This window comes from Actinomadura scrupuli (assembly GCF_050971785.1).
In the GTDB taxonomy this organism is placed as follows: Bacteria; Actinomycetota; Actinomycetes; order Streptosporangiales; family Streptosporangiaceae; genus Actinomadura_E; species Actinomadura_E scrupuli.
Map to the genome: position 1 here is coordinate 40,132 of NZ_JBPCCU010000013.1, position 25,851 is coordinate 65,982.

28 protein-coding genes are annotated in these 25,851 nt (G+C 70.7%); 16 read left to right on the forward strand and 12 right to left on the reverse strand.

What is annotated here, in order from left to right; genetic code table 11:
- The first annotated feature begins 23 nt into the window (after positions 1-23).
- The 4 genes from ACRYCC_RS39415 (at position 24) to ACRYCC_RS39430 (ending at position 3,010) form a co-directional block, all read left to right on the forward strand.
- On the forward strand, positions 24-374 hold the full coding sequence (locus ACRYCC_RS39415) for an ArsR/SmtB family transcription factor (protein ID WP_433819190.1): 351 nt from the start codon (positions 24-26) through the stop codon (positions 372-374).
- Positions 371-811 carry an SRPBCC family protein gene (locus tag ACRYCC_RS39420; protein WP_433819191.1) on the forward strand — a complete coding sequence of 147 codons (441 nt, stop codon included), beginning with the start codon at positions 371-373 and terminating at the stop codon, positions 809-811. The genes ACRYCC_RS39415 and ACRYCC_RS39420 overlap by 4 nt, the downstream gene beginning before the upstream one ends.
- Positions 812-1,005: 194 nt before the next feature.
- Complete coding sequence (locus tag ACRYCC_RS39425; protein ID WP_433819192.1) at positions 1,006-2,157, forward strand: IS4 family transposase; 1,152 nt, start codon at positions 1,006-1,008, stop codon at positions 2,155-2,157.
- 157 nt (positions 2,158-2,314) lie between these two features.
- A complete protein-coding gene (locus ACRYCC_RS39430; RefSeq protein WP_433819193.1) occupies positions 2,315-3,010 on the forward strand; it encodes a hypothetical protein in 696 nt (231 codons plus the stop codon).
- A gap of 243 nt (positions 3,011-3,253) precedes the next feature.
- Here the strand turns inward: ACRYCC_RS39430 and ACRYCC_RS39435 are convergent, their stop codons facing one another.
- Positions 3,254-4,318 carry a phosphotransferase family protein gene (locus ACRYCC_RS39435; RefSeq protein ID WP_433819194.1) on the reverse strand — a complete coding sequence of 355 codons (1,065 nt, stop codon included), beginning with the start codon at positions 4,316-4,318 and terminating at the stop codon, positions 3,254-3,256.
- Complete coding sequence (locus ACRYCC_RS39440) at positions 4,315-5,319, reverse strand: DUF7064 domain-containing protein (RefSeq protein ID WP_433819195.1); 1,005 nt, start codon at positions 5,317-5,319, stop codon at positions 4,315-4,317. The genes ACRYCC_RS39435 and ACRYCC_RS39440 overlap by 4 nt, the downstream gene beginning before the upstream one ends.
- Before the next feature lie 317 nt (positions 5,320-5,636).
- Here ACRYCC_RS39440 and ACRYCC_RS39445 point away from each other — a divergent pair, with 317 nt between their 5' ends.
- The 3 genes from ACRYCC_RS39445 (at position 5,637) to ACRYCC_RS39455 (ending at position 9,279) form a co-directional block, all read left to right on the forward strand.
- Positions 5,637-7,544 (forward strand): zinc metalloprotease, encoded by a 1,908-nt coding sequence (locus tag ACRYCC_RS39445; RefSeq protein ID WP_433819196.1) that lies wholly within the window; start codon positions 5,637-5,639, stop codon positions 7,542-7,544.
- Between the two features lie 164 nt (positions 7,545-7,708).
- Positions 7,709-8,677 (forward strand): zinc-binding dehydrogenase, encoded by a 969-nt coding sequence (locus ACRYCC_RS39450; protein ID WP_433819197.1) that lies wholly within the window; start codon positions 7,709-7,711, stop codon positions 8,675-8,677.
- 53 nt (positions 8,678-8,730) lie between these two features.
- The gene (locus tag ACRYCC_RS39455) at positions 8,731-9,279 is read left to right on the forward strand and encodes a DUF302 domain-containing protein (protein WP_433819198.1); all 549 of its coding nucleotides are present in this window, start codon (positions 8,731-8,733) and stop codon (positions 9,277-9,279) included.
- Positions 9,280-9,365: 86 nt separating this feature from the next.
- On the opposite strand, the gene ACRYCC_RS39460 is transcribed toward ACRYCC_RS39455, so the two are convergent.
- The 4 genes from ACRYCC_RS39460 to ACRYCC_RS39475 form a co-directional block, all read right to left on the reverse strand.
- Positions 9,366-12,464, reverse strand: a complete 3,099-nt coding sequence (locus ACRYCC_RS39460) for a M14 family metallopeptidase (protein WP_433819199.1) — start codon at positions 12,462-12,464, stop codon at positions 9,366-9,368.
- A 357-nt stretch (positions 12,465-12,821) separates the two neighbouring features.
- Entirely contained in the window at positions 12,822-13,085 is a 264-nt protein-coding gene (locus tag ACRYCC_RS39465) for a hypothetical protein (RefSeq protein WP_433819200.1), read from the reverse strand.
- Between the two features lie 247 nt (positions 13,086-13,332).
- Positions 13,333-13,668, reverse strand: coding sequence for a hypothetical protein (locus tag ACRYCC_RS39470; RefSeq protein ID WP_433819201.1), 336 nt, complete (start codon positions 13,666-13,668; stop codon positions 13,333-13,335).
- 406 nt (positions 13,669-14,074) lie between these two features.
- Positions 14,075-15,022 carry a peptidylprolyl isomerase gene (locus ACRYCC_RS39475; RefSeq protein WP_433819202.1) on the reverse strand — a complete coding sequence of 316 codons (948 nt, stop codon included), beginning with the start codon at positions 15,020-15,022 and terminating at the stop codon, positions 14,075-14,077.
- A gap of 194 nt (positions 15,023-15,216) precedes the next feature.
- Between ACRYCC_RS39475 and ACRYCC_RS39480 the strand changes: the two genes are divergently transcribed.
- Together ACRYCC_RS39480 and ACRYCC_RS39485 are read left to right on the forward strand one after the other, a co-directional pair.
- Positions 15,217-16,368, forward strand: coding sequence for an acyl-CoA dehydrogenase family protein (locus ACRYCC_RS39480; RefSeq protein ID WP_433819203.1), 1,152 nt, complete (start codon positions 15,217-15,219; stop codon positions 16,366-16,368).
- A 2-nt stretch (positions 16,369-16,370) separates the two neighbouring features.
- Positions 16,371-16,931, forward strand: coding sequence for a TetR/AcrR family transcriptional regulator (locus ACRYCC_RS39485; RefSeq protein ID WP_433819204.1), 561 nt, complete (start codon positions 16,371-16,373; stop codon positions 16,929-16,931).
- Between the two features lie 118 nt (positions 16,932-17,049).
- On the opposite strand, the gene ACRYCC_RS39490 is transcribed toward ACRYCC_RS39485, so the two are convergent.
- The 3 genes from ACRYCC_RS39490 to ACRYCC_RS39500 all read right to left on the reverse strand — a co-directional run bounded on the left by ACRYCC_RS39490 (position 17,050) and on the right by ACRYCC_RS39500 (position 19,059).
- A complete protein-coding gene (locus tag ACRYCC_RS39490; protein ID WP_433819205.1) occupies positions 17,050-17,340 on the reverse strand; it encodes a hypothetical protein in 291 nt (96 codons plus the stop codon).
- Positions 17,341-17,700: 360 nt separating this feature from the next.
- Positions 17,701-18,093 carry a DUF6292 family protein gene (locus ACRYCC_RS39495; RefSeq protein WP_433819206.1) on the reverse strand — a complete coding sequence of 131 codons (393 nt, stop codon included), beginning with the start codon at positions 18,091-18,093 and terminating at the stop codon, positions 17,701-17,703.
- 120 nt (positions 18,094-18,213) lie between these two features.
- Positions 18,214-19,059: a GntR family transcriptional regulator gene (locus ACRYCC_RS39500; protein WP_433819207.1), complete on the reverse strand. Its 846-nt coding sequence runs from the start codon at positions 19,057-19,059 to the stop codon at positions 18,214-18,216.
- 208 nt (positions 19,060-19,267) lie between these two features.
- Here ACRYCC_RS39500 and ACRYCC_RS39505 point away from each other — a divergent pair, with 208 nt between their 5' ends.
- From ACRYCC_RS39505 to ACRYCC_RS39520, 4 genes are all read left to right on the forward strand, one after another.
- On the forward strand, positions 19,268-19,441 hold the full coding sequence (locus ACRYCC_RS39505) for a hypothetical protein (protein WP_433819208.1): 174 nt from the start codon (positions 19,268-19,270) through the stop codon (positions 19,439-19,441).
- Positions 19,442-19,505: 64 nt separating this feature from the next.
- On the forward strand, positions 19,506-19,778 hold the full coding sequence (locus ACRYCC_RS39510) for a hypothetical protein (protein WP_433819209.1): 273 nt from the start codon (positions 19,506-19,508) through the stop codon (positions 19,776-19,778).
- A gap of 243 nt (positions 19,779-20,021) precedes the next feature.
- Positions 20,022-20,840, forward strand: coding sequence for a GntR family transcriptional regulator (locus tag ACRYCC_RS39515; protein WP_433819210.1), 819 nt, complete (start codon positions 20,022-20,024; stop codon positions 20,838-20,840).
- A gap of 56 nt (positions 20,841-20,896) precedes the next feature.
- On the forward strand, positions 20,897-21,565 hold the full coding sequence (locus tag ACRYCC_RS39520) for a GNAT family N-acetyltransferase (protein WP_433819211.1): 669 nt from the start codon (positions 20,897-20,899) through the stop codon (positions 21,563-21,565).
- On the opposite strand, the gene ACRYCC_RS39525 is transcribed toward ACRYCC_RS39520, so the two are convergent.
- Complete coding sequence (locus ACRYCC_RS39525) at positions 21,562-21,837, reverse strand: hypothetical protein (protein ID WP_433819212.1); 276 nt, start codon at positions 21,835-21,837, stop codon at positions 21,562-21,564. The two genes, ACRYCC_RS39520 and ACRYCC_RS39525, sit on opposite strands and share 4 nt — an antisense overlap.
- A gap of 210 nt (positions 21,838-22,047) precedes the next feature.
- On the opposite strand from ACRYCC_RS39525, the gene ACRYCC_RS39530 reads away from it, so the two are divergent.
- Together ACRYCC_RS39530 and ACRYCC_RS39535 are read left to right on the forward strand one after the other, a co-directional pair.
- Positions 22,048-22,431 (forward strand): hypothetical protein, encoded by a 384-nt coding sequence (locus ACRYCC_RS39530; protein WP_433819213.1) that lies wholly within the window; start codon positions 22,048-22,050, stop codon positions 22,429-22,431.
- Positions 22,432-22,498: 67 nt separating this feature from the next.
- Entirely contained in the window at positions 22,499-22,708 is a 210-nt protein-coding gene (locus ACRYCC_RS39535; protein WP_433819214.1) for a hypothetical protein, read from the forward strand.
- A gap of 25 nt (positions 22,709-22,733) precedes the next feature.
- Here the strand turns inward: ACRYCC_RS39535 and ACRYCC_RS39540 are convergent, their stop codons facing one another.
- Together ACRYCC_RS39540 and ACRYCC_RS39545 are read right to left on the reverse strand one after the other, a co-directional pair.
- A complete protein-coding gene (locus tag ACRYCC_RS39540) occupies positions 22,734-23,540 on the reverse strand; it encodes a helix-turn-helix domain-containing protein (protein WP_433819215.1) in 807 nt (268 codons plus the stop codon).
- Positions 23,541-23,749: 209 nt separating this feature from the next.
- A complete protein-coding gene (locus ACRYCC_RS39545) occupies positions 23,750-24,460 on the reverse strand; it encodes a TetR/AcrR family transcriptional regulator C-terminal domain-containing protein (RefSeq protein WP_433819216.1) in 711 nt (236 codons plus the stop codon).
- Here ACRYCC_RS39545 and ACRYCC_RS39550 point away from each other — a divergent pair.
- Positions 24,384-25,847, forward strand: a complete 1,464-nt coding sequence (locus tag ACRYCC_RS39550) for an MDR family MFS transporter (RefSeq protein ID WP_433819217.1) — start codon at positions 24,384-24,386, stop codon at positions 25,845-25,847. The genes ACRYCC_RS39545 and ACRYCC_RS39550 overlap by 77 nt on opposite strands.
- The last annotated feature ends 4 nt before the right edge of the window (positions 25,848-25,851 follow it).

Here is a 25,851-nt window from a genome sequence, read left to right on the forward strand (position 1 = left end):
TCGAGCGGCTAACATTTCGCAATGTGGCTGAACGTTCTGCCGAGGCGCTGGACCTGACCTACGCCGCGCTGGCCAACCCCACCCGGCGCGCGATCCTGCACCGGCTGCGGCGGGCGGAGGCGCGCGTCACCGACATCGCCCGGCCGTTGCCGATGTCGCTGGCCACGGTGTCGAAGCACATCCTGGTCCTGGAGCGCGCCGGGCTGGTCCACCGGGAGATCCGTGGCCGTGACCACTACCTGCGCGCCGACCCCGGGCGGCTGGCCGAGGCCGAGCACTGGATCGCCGAGTACACCGCCTTCTGGGAGCACCGCGCCGACGCCCTGGTCCAGCACCTGGAGCAGCGCCGGCCCGACGAGGAGCAGACCCCTTGACCGAGCCGCTGACCGGCATCGTCCGGGTGACCCGCACCCTGAAGGCCACCCCGCAGGACGTCTTCGACGCCTGGACCAGCGCCGACCGGCTCCAGCAGTGGCTCTGCCCCGGCCCGGGAACCGTCGCCGAAGCCGAGTGCGACCCCGTGGTGGGCGGCCGCTACCGCATCGTCAAGCTCTTCCCCGACGGCGTCGACGAGGTCACCGGCGAATACCTGGTCGTGGAGCCCCCGCGGCGGCTGGTCTTCACCTGGCGTGCCGGCAGCACCGGCGGCCACCCGACCCAGGTCACCGTCACCCTCCGGGCCGGCGGCGACACCACCGAGATGACCATCACCCACGAACGGCTGCCCAGCCGTGGTTTCCGCGACAGGGCCACGCCGATCTGGACGGAGATGGCCGGCAAGCTCGAGACCCACCTCGCGGCGGGCCGGTAGGGGGCCCAATCCAGATCGCCCGCACCGACGCCCCGGCCGTGCTCGGCCGGGCGACCTGGCGGGCCATCGAGGCCGAACACGGGCTCGCGCTCATCACCGGCCTGCGGACCGATCGAATCGCCGGGAAACGGACGCCGTAACCGCGATCATGTTGACTCAAGCGCTTGCTTGCTCAGTCCTGCTACCGTGCGCCGGTGGCCAGAGTTGAACGAGAGAGGCCCTTCCCGGACGAGAGCCTGGCGGACCGGGTGTCGATCGGCCTGCTGACGTCGATCTTCCCCATGTCGCTCATCGACGAGGTCGTGGAGGCCGGCGGCTGCGCCGACCGGCGCCGCCGGGCTCTGCCCGCCCGCCTGACCATCTACTACGTCCTCGCCCTGTGCCTGTTCATCGGCCGGAACTACGACCAGGTCATGCGCCTGCTGCTGAACGGGCTGGCCTGGCGGTCACGGGGGGCGCGCAGGTGGGAGGTGCCGACCGCGTCCGCGATCAGCCGCGCCCGGGCCCGGCTGGGCGCCGAGCCGATGCGCATCCTGTTCTGCCGGGTGTCCGGGCCGGTCGCCGCGCCCAGGGCCCGGGACTCGTGGTACGCCGGTCTGCGGCTGGTCACGCTGGACGGCTCGACGCTGGACGTGTCCGGCACCAGCGACAACGCCGCGTTCGCGGGTGCCGCGGGGCGCTCGCGGATCCCCCAGGTCCGGGTGCTGGCGGTGGCCGAGTGCGGGACGCACGCGCTGATCGACGCGACCTTCGGGGACCCCACGGTCGGCGAGCGGGTGCTGGCCCGGCGGATGCTGCGCTGCCTGGCGCCCGGGATGCTGCTGCTGGCCGGCTCCGCCTACTGGGACCCCGAGCTGTGGCGCACAGCGGCCGGCACCGGGGCGCAACTGCTGTGGGAGGTCTCCTCCCGCCAGGCACTGCCGGTCGGGCGCGACCTCGCCGACGGGTCGTACCTGTCCTGGCCGGACGGCCTGGCAGGCGTCCCGGTCCGGGTCGTCGAGCTCCCCGCCGGTGGACCCCGGCCCGGTACGGAACCGGCGCCCGTCCGGCTGGTCACCACGCTGACCGACCCCGGGCAGGCGCCCGCGGCCGAGCTCGCCCTCCGCTACGCCCGGCGATGGGTGATGGACAGCGCGCTCGCCTGGGTGAAGTCCGACCAGGACGGTTCGAGGATCACCTTGCGCTCGAAGAATCCGGAGCTGGTGGCCCAGGAGATCTGGGCTCTGCTGTGCACGTACCAGGCCGTCCGCATGCTGACCTGCCAGGCGACCGGCATCACCCGGCCGCCCTGCCCCTGCGCCTGGCGCGCCGACTACCGGGCACCCGCCGAGAATGCCGGACAATAGCCCTCAGAAACCGAGCGCTTATCTCACGATAATTGTATTAAGTACCGCCGACCAGGACATATTCCTCTTTTGTTGAGATTGCCATGACATGGGCCTTGACGCGCCATTTAGGGCTATTTACCCTCACCATGGCTGATAGATCACAAAGGAGTGTCCGATGAAACGCATCAGAAACGTCGCCCTCGTGGGTGCGGGAGCCGCCATGGCGATCGCCCTCACCTCCCCCTCCGCTTCGGCGGCCACCACCACCGTCCACGCGGACGACGCGGCCGGTGCCGCCTACGCCGGCAATGTCCGGGCGACGCTGATCGCCCCCGTGACGACCACGACCTCGCTCGGCAGCGCCTCCTGCGACACCGGGACCATCGACGCCACGGTGGGCTCGGACGGCACCAACCTGAACGTCTCGGTCTACGCGTTCCACAACGGCACCGCCACGACCTGCCCGAACAGCGCGGGCGGCACGTCCACCACGACCCCGGTCGGCCTGCCCTGGAACGGCGGCAGCATCGCCTACGCGCCCGTGCCCGGCGGGCGTGACGGCACGTTCACGGTCAACAGCCTGAAGGTCACCTCCGTGACCACCGGCTGGTTCGGCTCGATCAACTGCACCTACCGGGGCTCCGGCGCGGGCAACAGCGTCACCATGGACTTCTACAACTCCGACAACACGAGCCGGCCGGACACCTCCGTGCCGGAGGCCCAGGCCAGGGCCAATGGCATCACGCTGACCAAGGACAGCGGCAGCTTCCTGTGCCCGGGCACCGCCACCTACTCCGCGGCCTTCAAGATCCTCGGCGAGACGACCGCCGGATCCGGGACCTACGACCAGACGCTGCACCTCACGTCCTGACGGGTCTCCACCCCGCCGCCATGGCCGGGCCGCCTCCCCGCCCTCCGGGAAAGCGGCCCGGCTGCGGTCCGCGAAGCCGGCCGGGGCCTTTCTCCGGCCATTCCCGGGAAAGGCGACCCGGCCTTTGTTCTCGCTCGCGACCGGAGCCCTGGTCCCTGTTCCTGAGGGTTCATTGGGTCGTTTTTTCCGCGGTCTCAGCGGCCGTCCCCCGGCGATAATGCGGGCGCCGTCGTCGCGGGAGCGTCAGGGCAGCAGCGCGGCCGAGTCCAGGTCGAGCGCGTGCCTGGCGTGCCGGTCGGCCATGGTGCAGAACATCTCGTCGCCCCGGACGGTGCGCTCGACGAGCATCGCGGCCCCGACCGCCATCACGAGCCCGTTGAAGGCGTAGCGCCGGTAACCGGTCCAGCACTCGTCCCAGTCCAGGCCGACGCCGTGCGCGGTGAGGGCCCGGTGGTAACCGCGCACCAGGTCCTCCTCGTGGGCGCGGCGGTCGGTCACCGAGAGGCTGGAGCCGAGGAAGTAGGACACGTCCGCCGCGGCCGGGCCGTAGGCGCAGGTCTGCCAGTCGAGCACCGCGACCCGGGGGGCGCCGACGAGCAGGTTGTCGGCCCGGAAATCGCCGTGCACGATCGTCCACGTCTCGTACCGGGCGCCGAGATATCCGGCCAGGTGCGGCAGGAAACGCTCGATCAGCGCGAGTGAGTCCGGCTCCAGCCGGCCGGCGTACCGCTCCCGGAACCCGGGGTACAGGCCGGTGACCATCTCGGCGGTGAAGGCGGTGGCCTCGGGGGTGTTGCGGTTGAGCCAGGGCGACTCGGCCAGGGCCGGATCGCCCCACCGGGCGGCGTGCAGCAGGGCCAGCTCGGCGAGCGCCGCCGCCGCGTCGGGGACGGTCATGCCGGTGATCTGGTCCGCCTGGACGGCCGGGGCGAGGTCTTCCAGCAGGACGACGAAGTCGTCGTGCTCTGGGTCGTAGGCGCAGTGAAAGCACTCCGGGACCCGGGCGCGCAGGCCCGGGGCGATCTCCGCGTAGAAGCTCGCCTCGATCTCGTACGTCCGGACGGCGCGGGCGGCGGCGCGGCTCGCCTCGGCCGCGGCGGGCACCTTGGCGACGAGGGTGGCGGGCAGGTCGACCGGCCGGTCGTAGGTGAGGGTGAGCCGCAGGCTGTCGGCGACCTGGCCGGTGCCGACCGGGGCCGCGCCGACCTCGGTGACCGTCGCGCCGTCCAGCCGGCCCGCCAGCGCCGCGGTGAGCCACGGCGCCGTCAGCTGGGCGGCCCCGCCGACGACCGGCGGCGGGCCGGTCATCCGGGCGGCTCCCCGGCCGCCCCCGACCAGTCGTGGTCGCGCCAGCCCGGGGGCTGGTGCCATTCGGTCCAGCCGTGGCCAGCCCGGCCGTCGCCCGTCTCGAAGCGGCACAGCGCCCGGGGGAAGTGCGCCACCCGGCCGTCGGGAGCGGTCATCGCGACCGGCGCGAAACAGACCGGCGTCGCCGTCACCGGCTCCCCCGCCAGCCGAAACCGGGAGACGACCGGGAAGTCGTCGGCGCCGAACCCGGTGGAGGCCCGGAAGCCGTCACGGTGCTCGATCCGCGACCCCGGGGCCACGGTGAACGACGGCCACGGCCAGGGGATGCCGAGGTTGGCCTGCATGCCGTGGAAGGCGGTGCCGTCGGCCAGCCGCCCCGAGGACCACATCCAGGAGATCTGCCACCAGTCGCGCTCGCCCCAGCTGTGGTCGCGCTCCCCGTGACCGGTGACGGCGATCCGCTCGTCGCCGACCCGGACGGTGCCGGTCACCTGGCAGGGGATCTCGTACCTCGGCAGGTCCTTGTACGGGTAGACGCCGCCGAGCGTCGCCCATTCCAGATCGAGGGCGAGGGCGGTGGTCTCCGCGCCGGCCAGGTCGTGGTAGGCCGCCGACGGATCGGGCAGCACCGCGGCGGACGCCGTGCTCATGGTGACCCGCGCGGCCTCCATCGGGCGCGTGATCTGCTGGCCCGCAACGTACGGCCCGGTGGCGGACCTCCCGCGGATCTCCGCCGGCCCGGGCGAGCCGTCCCGCGGCAGCGGCACGGCGTTGTCGGCCACCAGCACCAGCGGCCGGCCCGGCCGCACCACGCACGCCCAGTACCAGGCGCGGTCCCAGTTGGGGTACAGGCCGAGCCGTACGTAGCCGGCGACCGAGCCGTCCTCCGACACGAAGTCGAAGTAGTACGACTCGTTCCACAGCAGCTCGGGCCCGGGGTCGTGCAGCGCTTCGTCGGCGGGCCGCAGCGACCACGTCCCATGATCGACGATCAGGCTCACGACGCGGCTCCCTGGCAGGCGAATGAACCGTCGCACGCCACCGGGTGGCCTGCGTCCCGGCGATCATCGCGGGCATCGCCACACTAGAATTCCGTTCGGTGGCGGTCAAGCGATACAGGGAACCTCGCCCTCCCGGCTCGAAGGGCTCCAGGCGCCCGCGTACACCATGTGACCGTCCGGTGACGACCGCGATCCGAGTACGGGGGTACTCAGGCGTGCCCGCCTCCACGGTCCCAGGCTCGGAGGCGAACCGGGCGGGGACTTCCAGCGATCAGCCGAGACCGCGCACCGTCCGGACCGGGCCGAGGAGGCGGGACATGTCCGAGACAGGCGGTCACTCCGACAAGGAGCAGCGGATACGGGACGGGCGGTACGAGGGCGGCGACGGGAAGATCTTCGTCGTGCTCCGGGTCGACACCGAGGACACCGGGGTGGTGAGCGGCGACGTTTACCGGATGGGCCCGTCGTTCCGCGACTACGTCGCCTCGGTCCGGACCGCCCCCGGCCTGCGCATTCCCCCGTACGGCGGGCACTGGGCCGCGGAGTGGCTGGACGGGCTCGGCGCAGCGACCACCGGGACGCTGGGGCTCACCGCGGCCGCGGACAGCGAGGACACCGTGACGCTGACGCTGCGGGCCGACCGCGTGCTGAACGGCGTGCCACAGGGCCGGGACCTGGTCGTCACGGCCGCGCTGGCCGGATCGGAGCTGCGCGAGCTCGGCATCGAGGTCGAGAAGGAGGACGGGGTGCGGTTGCCGGGGCCGGTGGCCTTCCCGGACCACCCGGACCAGACGCTGCACGGATGCCTGCGGGCGGCGGGCTTCGCCGTCTCGGACGCCGGCGACTTCACCGAGATCCCCCGGTCGGCCGACGGATGGGCCCTCTCGCAGACGTTCACCGTGCTCAACGACCTGATGAGCTCGACGGCCCAGGCCCAGCTCTCCGCCCCGGACTGGCAGCTCCATCTGCTCATGCTGTCCCGGTCGACGCGCGACGGCCTGCTGGGCGTGATGTTCGACGCCTCCGGGGTGCTCCAGCGCCAGGGGGTCGCGATCTTCGTCGACGAGATCCGGGGGCACCTGCCGGACGACGTCGAGGACCGGAAGATCCTCCAGACCACCGTGCACGAGCTGGGGCACGCGCTCAACCTCGCGCATCGCTTCGAACGGGAGGTGGGCCGGGCCGACTCGACCTCCTTCATGAACTACGACTGGCGTTACCGGGGCGGCGGCCACACCGCCGAGTTCTGGGAGCGGTTCGCGTTCACCTTCGACCCCGACGAGCGGGAGTTCCTGCGGCACGCGCCGAAGGCGGCCGTCGTCCCCGGCGGCGCGCCCTTCCACTCCATCCGCTACTGGGCCGACGGCACGGGCGGGTACTCCCCCTACCTTCCCGAGGTTCCGGTGCCCGGTTTCAAGCTCACGCTGACGCCGCCCGCGGCCGGCCCTCTCTTCGCCTTCGGCCAGCCGGTGTTCCTGGAGATCACGCTGGAGAACGCGACGCCCGCCGACGTGACCTTCCCCGCCGAGGTCCTCGACCCGAAGGCCGGCATCCTGGAGATCCTCATCCGCCGCCGCTCCGGCTCCGTACCGGCCGCACCGACCGCGCTCACCGACGCGATGCCGTTCACCCCGATCATGCAACGGTGCTTCGACCAGCTGCCCGGGACGGGCGAGGTGGTGCGGCCGGGAGGCCGCCTGCGCAACAACCTCAACCTCACCTTCGGGTCCGGCGGGTTCCCGTTCCCCGAGCCGGGCGACTACGACATCGTCCCGCTGCTGAACTTCCCCAGCACGGCCCTCTTCGGCCAGCAGATCGACCAGATCATCGCGGGTACGCCGCTGCGCATCCGGGTCGCCCATCCGCAGAGTCTGGAGGAGGAGCGCGACGCCATGGTCCTGCTGCGGCCGGACGTCGGCGCCTGGTTCGCCCTCGGCGGCAGCGACTGCCTCGGTACCGCGCGCGACGCGCTGGAGGAGGTACGCGACCGCCGCGAGGCCGTCAACGGGCCGGGCGACGCGGTCGCGGCGGCGATCGTACGGGCCGCGGGCCTCGACGCGGCACGCCCCTCGGTGCGCTACCGCGACGGGCGCTTCACCGAGAGCCCGGGAGACCCGGAGCGGGCCGCCGCGCTGCTGGAGTCCCTGGACGCGGTCGCGCTGCGCGCCTTCGACCGGCACACCGCCGAGCACACCATGGCGCTGGCGCGCACCCTGCCGGGCTGACCCGTCCCCCACCGGCCGGCCGGTCGCCACGGCGCGGATACCGGCCGGCCGGTGACACGTCCTTTGCACCCCTCACCCAGGTCAGCCGCCCTTGACCTCAAGCATGGTTGAGCTCCCAGACTGTTCCCCGAGTCGGTGAACAGTCGGAGCGGAAGAGGGTCGGCATGCGGGTCGCAGAGGTCACGGCGTTCGGGGGTCCCGAGGTCCTGGTCACCAGAGACGTACCCGACCCGGTCGCGGGACCGGGTCAGGTCGTGATCGGGGTGTCGGTCGTGGACACCATCTTCCTCGACACCCAGCTGCGCAGCGGCTGGGGAGGCGAGTACTTCACGATGACGCCGCCGTACGTGCCCGGCGGCGGGGTGGCCGGGCAGGTCGTCGCCGCGGGGGAAGGCGTGGACCCCGACTGGGTCGGCCGCCGCGTCGTCACCAGCATCGGAGAGCGCGGCGGTTACGCCGAGCGGGCCGTGGCCCCGGCCGACGGGCTGGTCCCGGTGCCGGACGGGCTCGGCCTGCGCGACGCGGCGGCGCTCGTTCACGACGGCCCCGCGGCGCTGTGCCTCGCCGAGACGGCCCGGATCCAGCCGGGCGAGTGGGTGCTGGTCGCCCCGGCGGCCGGCGGACTGGGCATCCTGCTGGTACAGCTGGCCGCGTCGGCCGGGGCGCGGGTCGTCGCGGCCGCCCGTGGCGAGCACAAGCTGGACCTGGCCCGCAAGCTGGGCGCCGAGGTCACGGTCGACTACACCGAGGCGGGCTGGCCCGAGCGCGTACGTGCGGCGACCGGCGGCACCGGACCCGCCGTGGTCTTCGACGGCGTCGGCGGCGAGAACGGCCGGGCGGCCTTCGGCCTCACCGCACGCGGCGGCCGGTTCCACGCCTACGGGGCGCCCAGCGGCGCGCTCACCCAGGCCGACCCCGACGAGGCCCGGCGCCGTGAGGTGACCGTGGTCGGGCTGTTCGACCTGCGGTTCGACCGGAGGCCGCTCACCGAGCGGGCGCTGGCAGAGGCGTCGGCGGGGCGGATCCAGCCGGTCATCGGGCGCACCTTCCCCCTGGACCGGGCCGCCGACGCGCACGCCGCCATGGAGGCCCGCACCGTCCTCGGCAAGACCCTGCTGCTGACCGGAGGCTGAGTACGCCCAGGTCGGCGGGCCCCTCCGCCGGGCGGAAAGTTAGGCTGGTCATCATGGCCCAGTCGTCACGTGGCCGGATCCACACCGCGCCGCACGAGGTGAATCGCCTGTCGATCGAAGTCCCCGAGTCGTTCGAGGACTTCCGTGCCCGCTACGAGCGAGCCGTCCCGCCCTTCGAGACCGGGCGCTTCGAACGGCTGATCAAGGACGACGCCGGCTGGGAGACCGTCGTCGCGGCGACGGAGGAGAACGCGCCGCACGGCTTCATCATCTACTGGAGCGGCGACTTCCGCGCCCTGCTCGGCCTGGCCGGCGAGCGGCTGCCCTGCGTCGAGTACCTCATGGGCAACCACATGATCGCCCAGCGGATGTACCACCACGACCCGGCGGTCCTGCTGTACGCCCCGCTGCGCACGGCGATCTACCAGGACGCCGGGGGCGCGGCCTGGTTCACCGTGGACCAGCCCAGCACCCAGTTCAGCGCCTTCGGCAACCCCGACATCGCCCGGGTCGGCCTCGAACTGGACCGCAAACTCGCCACGCTGCTCGAATACCTCGGCACACCGGTGCCGGAGGTGCTCACCGCCGGCCCTCCTCACTGACATCTCGGGTAGCCCGCCCGGTTCACCTCGACGCCAAGGGCCCGCCCGGTTTGCACCGGACGGGCCCATTCGCGGCCTTTCGGAGATCAGCCGAGCAGGTGCTTCAGCGCCTTCTTGACGAAGTTCGTCCGCGCCGCCTGAGTGGTCAGCCCCTCAGCGCCGAAGCCGACGTACACGGTGTCCTTGGTGACGACACCCGCGCCTTCCTCGAACGCTCGCTGCGACCGGATCCAGTCGTTGGCCGCGGGGGCGGATCCCGGGGGCGGGCCCGCGACCGTCCAGCCGCCGAGATCGGTTTCGAAGGAGGTCTCCGAAACCGTCGCGCCGTCCACGGTGACCTTGGCATCGTCGACGAACATGCCGATGCCCTGAGTCCCCCAGTCACTGGCGTAGGAGATCGACAGCTCGACCTTCTTGCCCGCGTACGCGGACAGGTCGATCGACCACTCCTGCCAGCCGTTGGACTTGCCGGAGGCCGCGTGCCACACCCCGGTCGTGCCCGTGGGCGAGCAGTCCGCACCCTGGTAGCGGCTCGTGAACGGGTGCAGAGTGCGCCACGCGGCGGCGCAGCTCTCACCGGTCGCCTGGTTCGTGTGACCGTTGGCGTCCGGCAGGGTCGTCCAGTCGTCGGCACCCACGGTGTGCGCCTCGACGAACACGAAGTCCCAGGCCGCCTCGGTGTCGAACGAGGTCTGGAAGGTCAGCTTGCCGCTGCCCTTGCCGGTCAGGTCGACCGTCTGGCTGAGCCTCTTGTAGGACACGTCGGCCGCCTGACTGTAGGCGTACCAGTCACCGGTCTTCGGGTCGAACGGAGCGCCGCCGGGCCGGTCCCACTTGATCGGCGCGGAGCTGCTGAACTGCGGGAACTGCGTGGTCGGGAGGAAGCTCGACGTCGTCAGGAAGGACGCGGTGTGGTCCTGGTTGTTCGCCGAGTCGCCGCCGTTGAGCGTGCTCTGGAAGCCGGTGAAGGCACCGCCCGCACCCTTGACCGGGTACGGCTTCCCATCTGTTCCGGTGCCCCCGCCGTCCGCGTAGTTGTAGGCACCGAGGTAGTACTGCAGGAAGTCGTTGAGAATCGGCAGGCAGGGCGGGTCCGCGCGGACGCTGCACTCCGGCTGAGCCGGGACGTCCGGCTCGTAGAAGTAGGCGCCGTCGGCGCCCTGCGCCAGCCCGGCGTACTTGCCGGTGTAGAGCAGTTTCCCGCCCTCGTTGAGGTAGTCACGGACGTTCAGCTCGACATCGACGGCGAGCTTCGCCGCCGTGCCGCCCGGCTGACCGACGGCACGCGTGACGACGTCGTCGCCGCTCTCCCAGACCACCGCCTTGTAGTGGCTGAGCACGCCGAGGTGGTGGGGTGCCTTGCGGCCGCGCTTGTCGACGTCGTACACGTCGAAGCTGCGGCCGGCCGCGGTCAGCGCCTTGGTGTAGGCACTGGCGTACTTGGCCTCGGTGGCACCCTGTGCCGGGCTGGCGCCTGTGACGTCCTCTGCCGCGAGCACGAGCACGTCGCCGCCGATGTCGTCGGCCACGGTGTAGGTGAACGGCTGGCTGGAGATGGGCTTGCGCTGTTTCTCCGCGGTGAACCAGACCTCCACCTTGTCTCCGGGCTTCGTGCCGCGCACGGTGCCGCGGAACTCGGCGTAGTAGAGATCGTTCTCATCGCCGTAGCGTTCGCCGCCCCGCCACTCACGGGTGCCGTCCGTACGAGTGGAACCACCGTTGACCCTGTACCGCAGGCGCAGGTTCTTGAGCGAGCGACGGGCCTCGACCGCCACCGGCTGCGTGCGGCCCTGCGACACCTCGAAGGGATCGATGACCAGGTCCGGAGTGGTCTTGCCGACGACCGAGACGGGCTGGTCCGGTGTCTGCGCCGACTTGGCGGTGGCGATCGCCAGCGGGAGGTTCTTCTCGAACTCCTGCTGGATGAGCTTCTCGTCATCGGGGAAGTGGAAGACGCTCAGGCAGTCCTCGGGCTTCCACTGGTCGTCAGGGTCGATGTTGCTGGCCGTCTGGCAGGTAGACATCTCCGGCGTGATGGCCAGTGTTCCGTACCGCTTGGTCACGTATCCGTCGGTGTCGCCGTTGGTGGTGTAGAGCTCCGCGCCGATGTCGGGGTCGTAGCCCGGCACGGCCGGGTGCTCGTCGTCACCGAGCAGTGCGGTGAAGAGCCGGTCGTCCGGAGAGGGGGTCTGGGTCTGCCAGCCGACGCCGTACAGCAGCAGTTCCGCCGCGGAGTGATAGTTGATCAGGTACTTGGGCCGGACCCGCTTCACGAAGGCGTCCTGCGCCTTGGTCTCCGGCTCCGAGTTCGGGCCGGTCCCGCGGTAGGTCTGGCTGTCGGGCACCGGAGAGGAGCCCTCGTTGTCGTAACCCCACTTGTAGCCGAAGTTGCGGTTGGGGTCGACGCCGTCGGCGGTCGTGATCTGGCCGTCTCCGTCGTTGTCGCGCACGTTCTTGCGCCACATCCGGAAGTCGGGGTTGAAGGTGAGATCGTAACCATCGACGTTGACGACCGGGATGAACCAGAGATCGGTCGTGTCGACGATCTTGGTGATCTCCGCGTTCTTGCCGTAGTTGTCGAGGAAGTGGTGGAGCTGCCGGCGGACGTTCTCCGGTGTGATCCACTCACGGGCGTGCTGCGTCGCCTGGAAGACTACGGCCGGGCGCTTGCCACCCGTCTCGAGGGTACGGGCTCCCTTCGTCACGCGGACGGCGGTGATCGGCTTTCCCTGCAGGGACTTGCCGATATCGACCGCCTTGGCGATTCCGGGGTAGGCGTTCGCCGCGTTGACGATCTCTTCGCGGATGTTGCCCGCTCCGCTGTAGGGGCGGAACACCTTGCCCTGGTCGGCCAGCACCTTTGAGCGCTGTGCGGCGGTCTGTCCGTCGATCTTCTTGACCTGGAGCGGAACGCCCTTGGCGCGCAGGGCATCACCCTGCGTGCGGCTCATGACGACCTCGACTCCGGCCTTGCCGTTGACGGCCTTGCCCAGAGAGATGTCCTCGTGATCGAACCCGAGTTCGCGAAGCTTTCTGACCTGATCAGGGGTGAGCTGCCCGGCGAAGACCTCGAGCCGGTCCTTGCCGCGATCGGAGCCCGGCGGGGCGGCCGCGGCCGGGGTGGCCACGACCAGTCCGGCCCCCAATGTGATCGCAGCAAAGAACGACGTCATAACGCGCCGCATCGCGCCTCCTCTACGGGGGGTGCCGAAGAGCTCGCGCAGCACGCGAGCCCCACGACGGGGGGAGAAGATCAGCTTCTGCCATGGCAAGGGGCCGGTCAATGTCAGGTAAAAGTTTCGTCAATACTTGACGTGCGACTCGGTTTCCGTCGCGCGCACTCGTCCGGGTCGGCACTCGGTGCGCCGCGGTCAGCGTTCTCTCGGAGGCTGCGGATCCTGCAACCGCACCCGATACAGGCGCGTCACCCCGGCTTCCCTGCCGTGGCAGTTCGGCGAGCTGTTCGCGGACGACGTCAGGTCCGCCGAGTTCGAGCGGCTGCAGGAGTCCTTCGGCCATGACAAGAACCTGCTCGTGGCGGGTCAGGTCGTCGGTTGGATCTCGCCGGAGTCCAGCAGGGCCGTCACCGCGAGCGGCGCCAGCACCTGGTCGCCGCGCAGCCGGTGCAGCAACGGCGTACCCTCACCAAGCGCCATGGTCACCACGCTCAGCATCGCCGCGGCCCGGCCTCGGAACGGACAGGTGCGTACGGCTTCCAGCAGCGGCTCCGGATCACCGTCGTGCGTGGCCAGCCAGCCCCCGATCTCCACTGTGCCCGTCTCGGCCGTGTAGTGCTCGGCGACCACCCCGAGCAGACCGGCAGGCGGTGCACCGGCCAGCTCGCCGACCAGGCTGGCCTCCCGCCCTCGGCCAGCAGCCGGGCGCGCATCGCTCGGGTGCCCAGCGGGGTCAGCTTGACGAGCTGGCCGGGCTTGGCGAGCTCGTCGCGGAGCCGTGCCGCCACCTCGCGTGCGTATGGCCCCTCCGCCCCGACCGGCGGCACGAAATCCTCGGCGAGGTCCATGGCGTACGACTCATCGGCCAAGCCGTAGGTCACCTCCACTGCGCCCAGCGCCTCCAACGCCAGAACTTCGCGACACCATAACGAGAGGGATCAGCGACTGCGGGTCGGAACTCTTCGGCGGCCTCCGCCACGGCCGCCTCGTTCTCCAGCAGCGAGGCCCCGCGCGGATCCAGCAGGCCACCTGCCGCCAGGAACCGCAACCACGTCACCAGGCTCGCCGGGACCCCCTCCAGTTCCGCCGGATCAGCGGCCACCCGCCGCGGGATCCACTCCAGCAGCAACCTGCGCACATCGGCAGGTGTCCAGAACGCCAGCCGTCCGTCCGAACTCAGATGCCGTGAGTCCAGAGCCGCAGCGAACACCATCGGGTCAGCCGGGAGCCCTTCGGCCCGCGCCCATGCCACAGCGGCGAGTCAGCAGTTCCTGCGCGGCCTGGTATTCATCACCCTGCTCGATCTCGAAGAACGTACGCATCCGATAACGCTACCGGCCTGCAAACCGAGCGGGGCGCATCAACTAAGGAGAACGCCATCTCGATCCTGCCCGTCCCGGACGACGCCCCTTTGCCGATCAGAAAACCCAGTCAGAAAACCCAGGTCGCGACCCCGTGGCCGTATGCCAGGACGGGTAGACATCGTCCGTGGACGCTCGTGCGATGAGGCCTGCGACCTCCAGCAGCCCTGCCGCCCGGCCTGCGGGCCCTGATGAAAGACATTGGCACTGGGGATCTCCGGCCTTCGCCACCGCGAGCGCGGGGACCCCCGGGCACCTTCAGGGGATCGTGACGTCGCTGATCTCGATCTTCTTGTTGGGCTTGCCGTCTCCGGCACCGGTGGAGTCGTCCGACCCCGCGTTCGCCACCTGGTCGATGACGTCCAGCCCCGAGGTCACCTGGCCGAAGACGGTGTAGTCGGGCGGCAGGGTCGTCGAGTCTCCGTAGACGATGAAGAACTGGCTGCCGTTGCTGTCGGGCTGCTGGCTGTGCGCCATCGCCAGGACACCGCGGGTGTACCTGGCGCCGGTGGTGTTCTCGTTGGCGAACCGGTATCCCGGTCCGCCCGTCCCCGTGCCCGTCGGATCCCCGCACTGCAGCACCCGAAGGGATCCGCTGGTCAGCCGGTGGCACTGCGTGTTGTCGAAGTAGTTCTGCCGACTCAGGAAGGCGAACGATCCGACCGAGCACGGTGCCTTCGCCGCGTCGAGGCTCACCCCCACGTCACCGAGGTTGGTCTTGATGGTGGCCCCGACCGTGCCCTTGTAGACCGGCTGGGCCGGTGGCCGGCCGAGACCCGGTGGCGCGCCCGGATCGGAAGACTCCAGGTAGTTGCACGCGCCCGTGACCTGGGCTGGACTACTCCCGAAGGCGCCGGGAGTGCTGCCCCCATCCGGGGTGGCGCCGCTGTCGGGGGTGCTCGTCGACGCGGCCACGCCGACGACGACGGCATAGATGATGATGCCGATCACCTGCACCGCGCCGAGAATGGTGCCGATCAGCGCGAACGTCTTCGCCTTGTTCGAGGAGTCCACCGCTCCGGCGTGGTCACCCTGCTGGAACTTGCCGTTGACCTGGGCGGCGAAGATGATCGAGACGATGCCCAGGATCTGGCAGCAGAACAGCGTGATGATGGCCCAGACGAGGTGATTGGGCGGAGGAGCCTGGTGGTGACCCCGGCCGGGCGGAGGCTGCGGTCCGTAGCCTGGCCCAATGCCATAACTCATATGTGCTTCTCCGTGGGCCGTAGTGCTCACCTCTGCCGAGGTGGCAGCCTAGCCGCGTCCGCGCATCAGGATCCTCGCAACGTGTCATGGCGTGTCATGGCGTCGACGAAGGATGCTCTTCCACTGATGCGACCCCGTATTGCGAGCGCTCTCGTCTGGCGGTCGACCATACCTAGGGGTATGGTCTCCGTACCATGGGGTATGGAGCCGAGCTGGTCGCCCGCGCCCGGGACCTGGCGCCCGCGCTGGCGGGCCGCGCCCAGGCCGCCGAGGAGCGGCGCCGGCTGCCGGACGAGACCGTCACCGACCTGACCGGCTTCCTCGACGTCCTGGTGCCGAAGGCGGCCGGCGGACGGGAGCTGGATCTGGCCACCGCCGTCGGGATCTGCCGGGAGATCGGCGCAGGGTGCACCTCCACCGGGTGGCTGTCGGCCATCTACCTGCTGCACAACTGGATGCTCTCGCTCTTCCCCAAGCGGGCCCAGCACGAGGTGTTCGCGAACCGGCCGTACGCGCTCGCGCCCTGCGTCCTGGCCCCGACCGGCAGCGCCGAACCTGCCGAGGGCGGCCACCGGCTCACCGGCCGCTGGTCGTGGGGCAGCGGGGTCATGCACGCCGACTGGGTGATGGTGACCGCTCTGACCGGCGCCTTCGAGCCACGCGTGTTCCTGCTGCCGCGGGCGGAGGTGACCGTGCACGACGTCTGGCACGTCAGCGGGATGCGCGCCACCGGCAGCAACGACATCGAGGCCCGCGGCGCCTTCGTGCCCGAGCACCGATCCCTGCCGCTGCTCGACGTGGCGCGGGGCACGACCCCGGGAGCCGCCCTGCACGAGGGCCCGGCGTACCGCTGGCCGCTGGTGCCGGTGCTGACCCTGGTCGGGGCGTCCCCGGTGCTCGGCGCGGCGGAGGGCCTGCTGGCCCGGTTCCGGGAACGCCTGGAGTCCCGGGTGATGGCCTACACCGGGATCAAGCAGCGCGACCTGATGAGCGGGCAGATCCGGCTGGCCAGGGCCACCGCCGAGCTCGCCGCCGCCCGCCTGCTGCTGGAGGACGCCGTCGCGGCGCTGGAGCGGACCTACGCCTCAAGTGGGCGCTACACGCTCGCCGACCGGGCCCGGGCCCGGCTGGTGGGCGCGCACGTCGTCGGTACGGCCCGTACCGTCGTCGGCGACCTGTGCGTGGCCGCGGGCGCGAGCGCGCAGTTCATGGACTCGCCGTTCCAGCGCGTGCAGCGCGATGTCGCTACGATCTCGGGCCATGTCGTGTTCGACCTGGACGCGACCTACGCCCTGTACGGCAAGGTCGAACTCGGTGTCGAGCTGGACCCGACCACCCTGGTGTGACGATGCCGACGAACCACCGCAGGACCCGGCGCGACTGGATCGAGGCGGCCTACGCCGCGCTGGCCCGGGACGGCGAGCGCGGCATCACCGTCAACGGCCTCGCCGCCCGGCTGGGGGTCACGAAGGGCAGCTTCTACTGGCACTTCCCCGACCGGGCCGCACTCGTGCAGGCCCTGCTGGACCGCTGGGCCTACGAGCGTACCGACGAGCTGCTGGCCGTCGATCTCGGCGGGACCGGCCCGGCGGACCGCCTGCGCCGGATGCACGAGCTCGGCAGAGAGGTCGCGCCGATCGACCGGGCGATGCGCTTGTGGGCGGAGAACGACCCGAAGGTCGCCGAGGCCGTACGGCACGCCGACGAGAGTCTGATCGGCCATCTCACCGCCATCCTCGGCGAGCTGGGCTTCCCACCCGACGACGCCGGACTGCGCGCGGTCATGATGCTGCGGGTCACGGTCGGCGGCTATTTCGTGGCGTCCACGGCGAACACCGGGCCCGACGGGTTCGAACGATCCCTCGGCCTCTTCCTGGCGGGACGGAGCGAGGCGTCCGACCACCCGTGAGCCCGCGATCGCCGGCGGGGGCTCCTCCGCACGCGGCCGACCACCCCGCGAGCCCGCACGGGCGGGACCGACGGCGAACCCCTGCACCGCGAACACCAGGCCCCGGCCCGGTGCCGGCTCAGCCGGCGCGAGCGTGGCCGAGGCGGAACCCCATCCGCTCACGGAGCAGGTAGAGCGCCTCCTCCGGGGTCGTCCCGGCGGCCTGGGCCCGTACGACGCGCAGACCCTGCGCGATGACGACCTGGGCGAGCGCGGGTCGCGGCGGCGCCGGATCCGCCAGGAGGCTGAGCGTCAGCCGGGCGGTCGGCTCGGGCTCTCCGAGCTCGGACATGACGTCCATCAGCATTTCCCGGGCGAGTTCGATGTCGCCGGCGGACACGGCCCCTGATGTCAGAACTTGGATGTTCATGCCTGATAGACGTGGACCGCCCTCCCCCGGTGTTCCACCGACCACCGAGAGCAATCTCACGCCTCCGCCCGTTCCCGGATCCTCCCTGCTGAAGGGCCCTCCATCCCCCGCTGTGGCGAGCCTCACCACGAAGACCATCCAGGCATCACCGGGCGACCGGGAGTCGACCGCTGCGTCTGATCGGGGTCTCGCCCGACCATGGCGATGCGCGAGAACCGGGCCTCGCTGCGGCGCGCGCTACGTCGCGGAGCTGCCCGCCGGGCTCGGCTTCGGCGCCGGCCCACTGCCGCCGAGGAAGGGCCGAACCGGCAGGAACCCGTCGTGGCCTCATGACGGGCGAGACCACGACGGGCCACCGCGTCAGTACCTGCGCAGGCCGTCGAAGAGCCCGTCACGCGCATCGGCGGCACGGCGCCCGGCGGGCGCGACCGTACGGCCGTCCCGGGCGAGCACGGCGAGTTCGCGCGGGTCGAGCAGGAGACCTCCGCCGAGCTCGGTGAGGTTCCGCAGCACGGTGCGCTCCCCTTGCCGGCCGGAGACGAAGTCACCGCGCACCCATCCGCGCCACTCGTCCCACACGAGCGCGAAGGAGTCCGTCACGATCGTCGCGTCGACCGGGCCCTTCGGGTCCAGCCAACTGCGCTCGACGCGCACCCCTAGGGCGTCGAGCGCATCGACCGCGTCGGTGATGTAACCACGCGCCTCATCGACCTCCGGGTCGGGGTGAGGCAGTGGCCGCTTTTCTTGGGACATATGGCGTGTCCTTTCGAGATGGTGAAGACGAGTCCCGCCTGGGCGAAGACATGAGGTGGGATTTACCTCGCTTGCGTGGCTTGGCGGAGCACACCGGCACCGCCAAGTGGATCAACGGCATTACCCTGCCGTTTTCCCCTCTCCAGAGGAGCCGGAATCATGCTCCTCCAGCTCCCTGACCTGTGCGGGAACGTCGCCGCCGAGGATTCGAAATACATTTCGACCCGGCGCCGACACCGTTACGGTCAGCCGGAAAGGGACGTCATTCTGGTCGTAGGCGGTGCGGATGACCTCGAGCACCGCGAGGCTGTCCTTGGACAGCCCGAAGAAATCGAGTTCGTCGGGGGTCGGCTGGCGCGCCGTCATCTCGTCCTCGTACCACGCCTGCTCGCGGCCCCGGTCGTGGAGATAGACGACGGTGCCGTCCTTGATGTCCTCCGCCTCGAGGAGCAGAGGCGCCTTCTCCATCGCGAGCTTGAGCGAGAAGTACGAGGTCTGGATCGAGTTGGGCACGTCGTCGATGTAGCGGAACTGGGTACGCGCCACCAGTTGGGCGCCGACCGCCGTGTCCAGCTTTTCGGCCAGCCGTTTGTTGGCCTTCTTCATCTCGACGGTGAGAGGGCCCACCGTCGCCATCCGGCCCTGAAGCGCGGCTTCGAGGACCCAGGCTTCACCCTCGCCGCCGCCGAACCCCTTGCCCACGGCGCCTTTACCGGCGAGGTCGACGTGACTGAGGGTGCTGGTGAGCGGCTTGACGGGTTTGGCGATGATGGTGCCCACCTTCGGCTGGGTGCTCACCAGCCCGCCCCGCTTGAGCTCACGCAACGCTTCCTTGACGGTGTTGATCGAGACGTCGAAGCGTACGGCCAGCTCCTTCTCGGTCAGCTTGTCTCCGGGCTGGAGCACGCCTTCCTCTATCTGACCTCGGAGTTCGTCCGCGATCTGCCGGTACTTCGCCTCAACCACGACCACTCCTCACGCGACCGGTTGTCTAGACCCATTCAGATGCGTCAACCACTTTGTTGGTGGAAGCGGTTTACGTCAGCTTATAGCGGTAAAACCTTCTTTAGGCAGAAGTTATCTAACCGGGTCCATAGAGGCTATCGGCCCGGACCCCCCATGGCACCTGGCGCGCCGGACACCGTCCGCGTCGAACTCGAGAAGGGTCCCGAAGATGCTCGTCCTCATCCTCATCGGAGTCGCCGCGTTCGGCGTCTTCGTCGGCCATGTGTGCGGGTTCGGCCTGCGCACCCGGCACACCCAGCTCCACGCCGAGCCGCAAACCTCCCGCGACCTGCGCGACCGGCAGTCCGTCGGGTTCTGGGAGACCCACAGCCAGGATCGATAAGCCCGCACCGCACGCCCGCAAGAGCACGGGGGCGCGGGGCGCCGATGACGGAGGAGACGTCGCGGTGGACGAAAGGCCGGTCGCGTTCAGCGACCTCACTCAGCTGGACGGGGAACCGACCAGCCGCGCCACCCCGCACATCGAACGCATCCCGATCCGCCGTAAGGCATCTGGGGGCGCGACCGCCGCACCGGCAGGAGTCCTCGCCGGGATGGCCGTCACGGCGGGCATCACGGCGATCGGCCTCTGGATCGGCTCACCCACGTTGGTGATCACCATCTGCTGGATGATCACGATCTTGGTCGCGCTCGCCATCGGTGTCTCCCGGAGACGCTGAAGGACAGGCATGACGATGGGCCCGGCGATCCGGCCGCTCAGCGCGCGGGGTCGCCGGCGCTTGCGGCTGCCCTGGACCGGGTGTCAGTACCCCGGCCGCACTCGCCTCTCAAACATGTATGTCATTTGGCACATTTGATGCAAGTTTACCCGTGAGACAATAGAGAAGTTGCTATATGCCACACGGGTGGCGGGTCGGCGGCCCGACCAAGAGGCTCACCCGACAGGCGAAGGGAGTCCGCCGATGGCTGGGCAGCCGAAGTGGCGGGAGGTCGCCGAGGATCTGCGTCAAAGGATCGAGGCAGGCGAGTTCGACACGGAAAAAGGCCGATCCCGGCTGCCCCAGGAACTGACCCTCCAAGGCCAGTACCAGACGTCCCGTAATACGGTCCGTGAGGCCATCAGATGGCTGACCGATCAGAGCCTTGTGGAGACCGAGGCGGGCAAGGGCACATTCGTGCTCTTTCGGCCCGCCCCCTTTCATGTCACGCTGTCGGCGCGCGGCGGCGGCCCCGGCGGCGGTGAGGGCACCGACTACACCTGGGACGCCAAGGTCCAGGGGCTGGCGGCAACCGACTCAGCGCCTCGCGTGGAGATTCAGCAGGCCGATGGCCGACCCGCGCGACATCTCAAGCTGGCGGAGAACACGCAGGTCGTCCTCCGGCACCAGCGGCGCTACCTCGACGGCAAGGCCTGGTCGATCCAGACCAGTTACTACCCGCTCGACTTCGCCGCCCGGGGTGCGAGCAGGCTGCTGGAGGCGACGGACATCGCCGAAGGCGTGGTGAAGTACCTGGAGCACACCTTCCAGATCACCCAGATGGGATATCACGACGAGATCAAGGTGCGCCCGCCGGACCACGACGAGGCCGCCTTCTTCGGCCTGCCCGAGAACGGCAGTGTCCCGGTGTACGAGACGTTCCGCACCGCCTACGACCAGAACGGCGACCCGTTCCGGCTCACCGTGACCATCTGGCCCGCCGACCGTAACCGGCTGCACTACAACGTGGGAATCGTCCCCGACTCGGTCACCGAAGCGCCTGGTGATGAGGCCGGCCGCTGAACCGCCCGATGCTCCCTCGGTCACCGTCCGCAGAGGGACATTCTTTGCCCGGAGACATGACGACACAATTCCTGGTACGTCGCGCCTTGATAGACCACCAAGAGATCATCATTCGCCTCATCGACGAGGCCGGGGCCTGGTTGCGGGATGAGAAGGGCAGCACCCAGTGGAACCGCCCGTGGCCCACTCGCGGAGCCCGGGATCAGCGGGTCCGGGACGGGCTGCTCGGCGGCCGTACCTGGATCGCGTGGGACGGCGACGTCGCGGCGGCGTCGGTCACCATCCACCTGACCGGAAGCCCGTATCTCTGGACCGAGGAAGAGCGCCGGACGCCCGCCATCTATCTGCACCGCCTGGTCCTGAACCGCGCCTACGCCGGGATGCGGCTCGGCGCCCGCCTGATCGCATGGGCCGGGCAGCGCGGATTCCAGGAGAACCCGGAGGCGACCTGCATCCGGATCGACACCTGGACCGACAACCACGGCCTGCACAAGTACTACGAGCGACAGGGCTTCGAGTTCGTCGGAGTCCGCCAGGCTCCCGGGCGGCATCCGTCCGGTCGGCTCTTCCAGAAGCCGATCTACCAGGCGCTCGTCGTGGACACCTCCGGTTTGGTCCACGGCCGGGAGCCCGCCGTCCGCACGGTCCGCCGCCCGCGACCTCATCACGGCCACGGTGGCGGCGGCCGCGGCCCGGCCATCGCCCTGCATCGCGAAGTGATCTAGAGGAAGCGCACCCGCTCCAGCTCACCGGTGTCGCCGCTCTTGGTGTAGACGGCGCCGCCCTCCCGCATGACGCCCTGCAGGAAGGCATAGACCAGCAGTGCCCGGTTGATGGTGTCGGTCTTGGTGTCGCCGGACACTTCCACCGACTCCCGCAGCGCCTCCGAGGCCCGAGCAGTGAGGTTGACGGTGACCCGCTCCATCTGCGGCCGAGGACCCCCCGCCTGGTCGGGATGGGCGCGCTCGTCGAGCCGTGCTTCGCGGTCCTTGGACATCACGCGGGTCCCCCAACGTCAATGATGAGGCTGCCGTCTGCATCGAGTATGCAGATGATGGGCGCCTGCTGTCAATAGTGAGCTTACTCTCTGGCCATCATCAGACTTCCAGCCCGCCTCAGTATGCCTGTTGTATGCGTGATGACTGTACTTCACGCGTACGGCGATTTACCCTGTGTGTGAAGGCCAGCGCGAACAGGGAGGCTCGGTGTGGAAGAGACCGACCTCACCCGGCAGGACGGCGAACCCACGCCGCGGGCCGACGTCCAGTTCGTCAAGGTGTCGCTGCGGACCCCGCTCGGCTTCCGGTTCGACGCCGAGAGCCGTACCTCTGCCCACTCGGCGGGCGACCGCGCCGCCGCCCTCATGCTGCTCATCGTGGCCGGCACCGTGTCGTCCGGCACGCTGGCCGGCCTGGTCCTGCTGGTCGGCGGTCCCGGCTGGGCCGCAGTGGCCCTCGGCGTCTCGGGCGTGGTCCTCGTCGCGATCGCCGGCCGCCAGGCTCTCGCGCAGCGAAAGGTCCCGGGAGACACCCCGCAGGACGATGCCCCGCAGGACAGCGCCCCGCGAGACGCCCGGACAGACGAGGACTGACCATGCGCCATCTCTTCACCCGCCTCCCCGCCGATCACCGCACCTTCAGTACCAGGGGGAGCTCACCATGATCACTGTCCTGCTCCTCGCCGGAGCCCTCGTCTTCGGCATCTTCTTCGGCCACGTGGTCGGGTTCGGGGTGCGCACGCGCCGCACCCGGCTGCGCGAGCGGCCGGTGAGCCGGCGCGACGAGCACGACCGCCGCTGGGTCGGGCTCCGCGAGACCCACCGGCCCGACGCCGACCTGCCGCCCTGCCGTCTGAACGGCGACCGGTGACCCGGGTGCCGCTCACCAGATCGGGTCAGCCGGGGGTGTCCGGCAGCGCGCGCAGGACGGCGGCGGTGGCGTCGTCGGCGGGGTAGAAGGCCTCGATGGCGAGCTCGGCCACGGTGATGTCCAGCGGGGTGCCGAACGTGGTGACCGTGCTGAAGAAGGTGAGCTCCCCGTCACCGTGGCGCAGGCGCAGCGGAACGACGATCTCGCCGGGGCCGGACGGCTCGTGGTCGGGCTCCGGCTGGTCGCACGGGTAGGCCTCCAGCTCGGCCAGCAGCGCCGAGGCGTCCGGGTCCGCGGTGAGCGCGATCTGGCGGCGCAGCCTGCCGAGCAGGTGGGCCCGCCACTCGCCGAGGTTGACGATCCGGGACGCCAGCCCGCCGGGGCTCAGGCTCGCCCGCAGCACGTTCGTCGGCGGCGCCAGCAGGTCCGCCGGAAGGCCGTCGGTGAACAGGCCGGCCGCGGCGTTGGCGTCGACGAGGTTCCAGCCCCGGTCCACGACCACGGCCGGGTAGGGCTGGTGGCCGGTGAGCACCTGCCGTACGGCCGCGCGCACCGCCGTCAGCCGCGGCGCGTCCAGGGCGGTCTCGGAGTACACCGGCGCGAAGCCGGCGGCGAGCAGCAGGTGGTTGCGCTCGCGCAGCGGCACCTCGAGCTCCTCGGCCAGGTGCAGCACCATGTCCCGGCTCGGCTGGGACCGCCCGGTCTCCACGAAGCTCAGATGGCGGGTGGAGATGTCGGCCTGGATGGAGAACTCGAGCTGGCTGAGCCGGCGAAGCTCGCGCCACTGCCGCAGCAGCTCGCCGACCGGCCGCTGTAGTTGCCGTGTGCTCATGTGGTCCCTCCCGGCCGACGGTACGCGGGCCAGCGTGGCAGACACCCCGGAAACTGCGGTAATCCCGCCGTCCCCACCTTCGTGCCCGTGAGGTCACGGCGTCGATTACCTGGGAGGTAGTGCCCGCGACGAGGCGCGGCCTTGCCCGGGCCATGCCGTGACAGGCGGACGGGCGTATAGGCGTATGGGCGGACGGCAGGCTCGCTGCGTCATTCTCCCCCGAGGTCGCGCTCGATGCCGTCGAGCAGCCAGCCCAGGCCGCGCTCGAAGTCCTGCTCGTCCGGCAGGCCGTTCTTCAGTATCGGCTCGAGATGCGGATAGTCACCGCTCGCGGCGACGTTCTCCAGGTAGGGCCCGAGCAGCTCGCTCTGGTCGCCCCGGCGCAGCTGCATGATCTCCTGGATGACGCAGCCCAGCGTGTAGTGGTCGACGGCGCTGAGAATCCGCCAGGCCACCACGGCGTTGAGTCCCAGCCCGCTGAGCGCGGCCATCGACTGGTCGACATGGCGCAGCGCGTTGGGGCCGGGCGCGCCGCCGACAGCGTGCAGATCGACCATCCACGGGTGGCGCAGCGCCGACTCCCGGGTCCGCCGGGCGATCAGGGTGAGCGCCTCGCGCCACCGGCCGGGCAGCTCCCCCTCGAGCAGGAGCTCACCGGCCACCTCGTCCCGGATGAGCTCGAGCAGGTCGTCCTTGCGGTCGATGTGGGTGTAGAGGCTCATCGCCCGGGCGTCCAGCCTGGCCGCCACCCTGCGGATCGACACCGCGGCCAGGCCCTCGGCGTCGGCGAGCTCGATGGCCGCCGCGACGATCGCCTCGCGGGTCAGCGCGGGCCGCCGCCCGGTGTTCTTCGGGCGCGTCCAGACGGGGCCGTGCCCGTCCGCGCCGGGGGCCGCATCGGCCGGAGAGGAGCCTTCCACCCCTCCCATCCTACCCGTACACCGTAGCGGCAGGCTGATACGGTGTACGGGTAGCCGATCCCTGGCCACCATCCAGTGGGTGTCCACCGGCTACGCCCTGGCGCTGTCGATGGCCATCCCGCTCACCGGCTGGGCGGTCGAGCGGTTCGGGCCGAAGACCCTCTGGATCCTGTCGCTGGGCCTGTTCATCTCCGGCTCGATCCTGTGCGGCGCGGCCTGGTCGGTGGGCAGCCTGATCGCCTTCCGGATCCTCCAGGGCTTCGGCGGCGGCATGCTCATGCCGGTCGGCCAGACCATGCTGGCGCGGGCCGCCGGGCCGGAGCGGATGGGCCGCATGATGGCCGTGATCGCCGTACCGGCCATGCTCGCCCCGGTGCTCGGCCCGGTGCTCGGCGGTGTGATCGTGGACCACCTGAGCTGGCGGTGGATGTTCTACGTCAACGTGCCGTTCTGCGCGCTGGCCCTGGTCATGGCGGTGCGGTTGCTGCCCCGCGACACCGACCGGCGGCCCGGCCGGCGGCTGGACGTCCTCGGGCTGGCGCTGCTCTCCCCCGGGCTGGCGGCGCTGGTGTACGGCCTGTCCGAGGCGGGCAACGGGTCCGCGCCGACCAGTGCCCGGGTGCTCCTGGGTCTCGGCGCCGGGGTCGTCCTCCTCGCCGCGTTCGGCGTGCACGCCCTGCGCAGGGGGCGGGAGGCGCTGGTGGACCTGTCGCTGTTCCGCTCGCGCGCGTTCGCCGCCTCGACCGCGGCGCTGTTCTGCTACGCCGCCGGGGTGATCGGCCTCACCGTGCTGCTGCCGCTGTACTTCCAGCTGGTCCGGCACGAGAGCCCGCTGCACGCCGGGCTGCTGATCGCACCCTGGGGGCTCGGCGCCATGCTCACCATGCCGGTCTCCGGGCGGATCACCGACCGGATCGGCCCGCGCGGGGTCGGCCTGGCCGGCGTTCTCGTCGTCCTGCTGGGGATGCTGCCGTTCACCCGGATCGCGGTGACGACGAGCACGGCGACGCTGGTCGGCGCGGTGTTCGCCGTCGGCCTGGGGCACGGCCTGGTCATGCCGTCGCTGATGGCGGCCATGTACCAGGGACTGGACAAGGCCTCGGTGCCCGCGGCGACGACCGCGGGCAACATCCTGGTCCGGGTGGGCGGCGCGTTCGGCACCGCGCTGCTGGCGGTGGTGCTCCAGATCTACATCCGGGCCGATCTCCCCGGCACCGGCCGTGACCTGGCGAGCGTGGCCACCGTCCGGACCCCGGCGGCCCCGGCGTTGCTGACCGGCGACTTCGCCGGAGCCTTCTGGTGGGCGGTGGCCGTCGGCGCCGTGGCGCTCGTGCCGCTGCTGCTGCTCCCCCGCCGCCGGTCCGCCGGGGCGGACCCGGCGGGCTGACCGG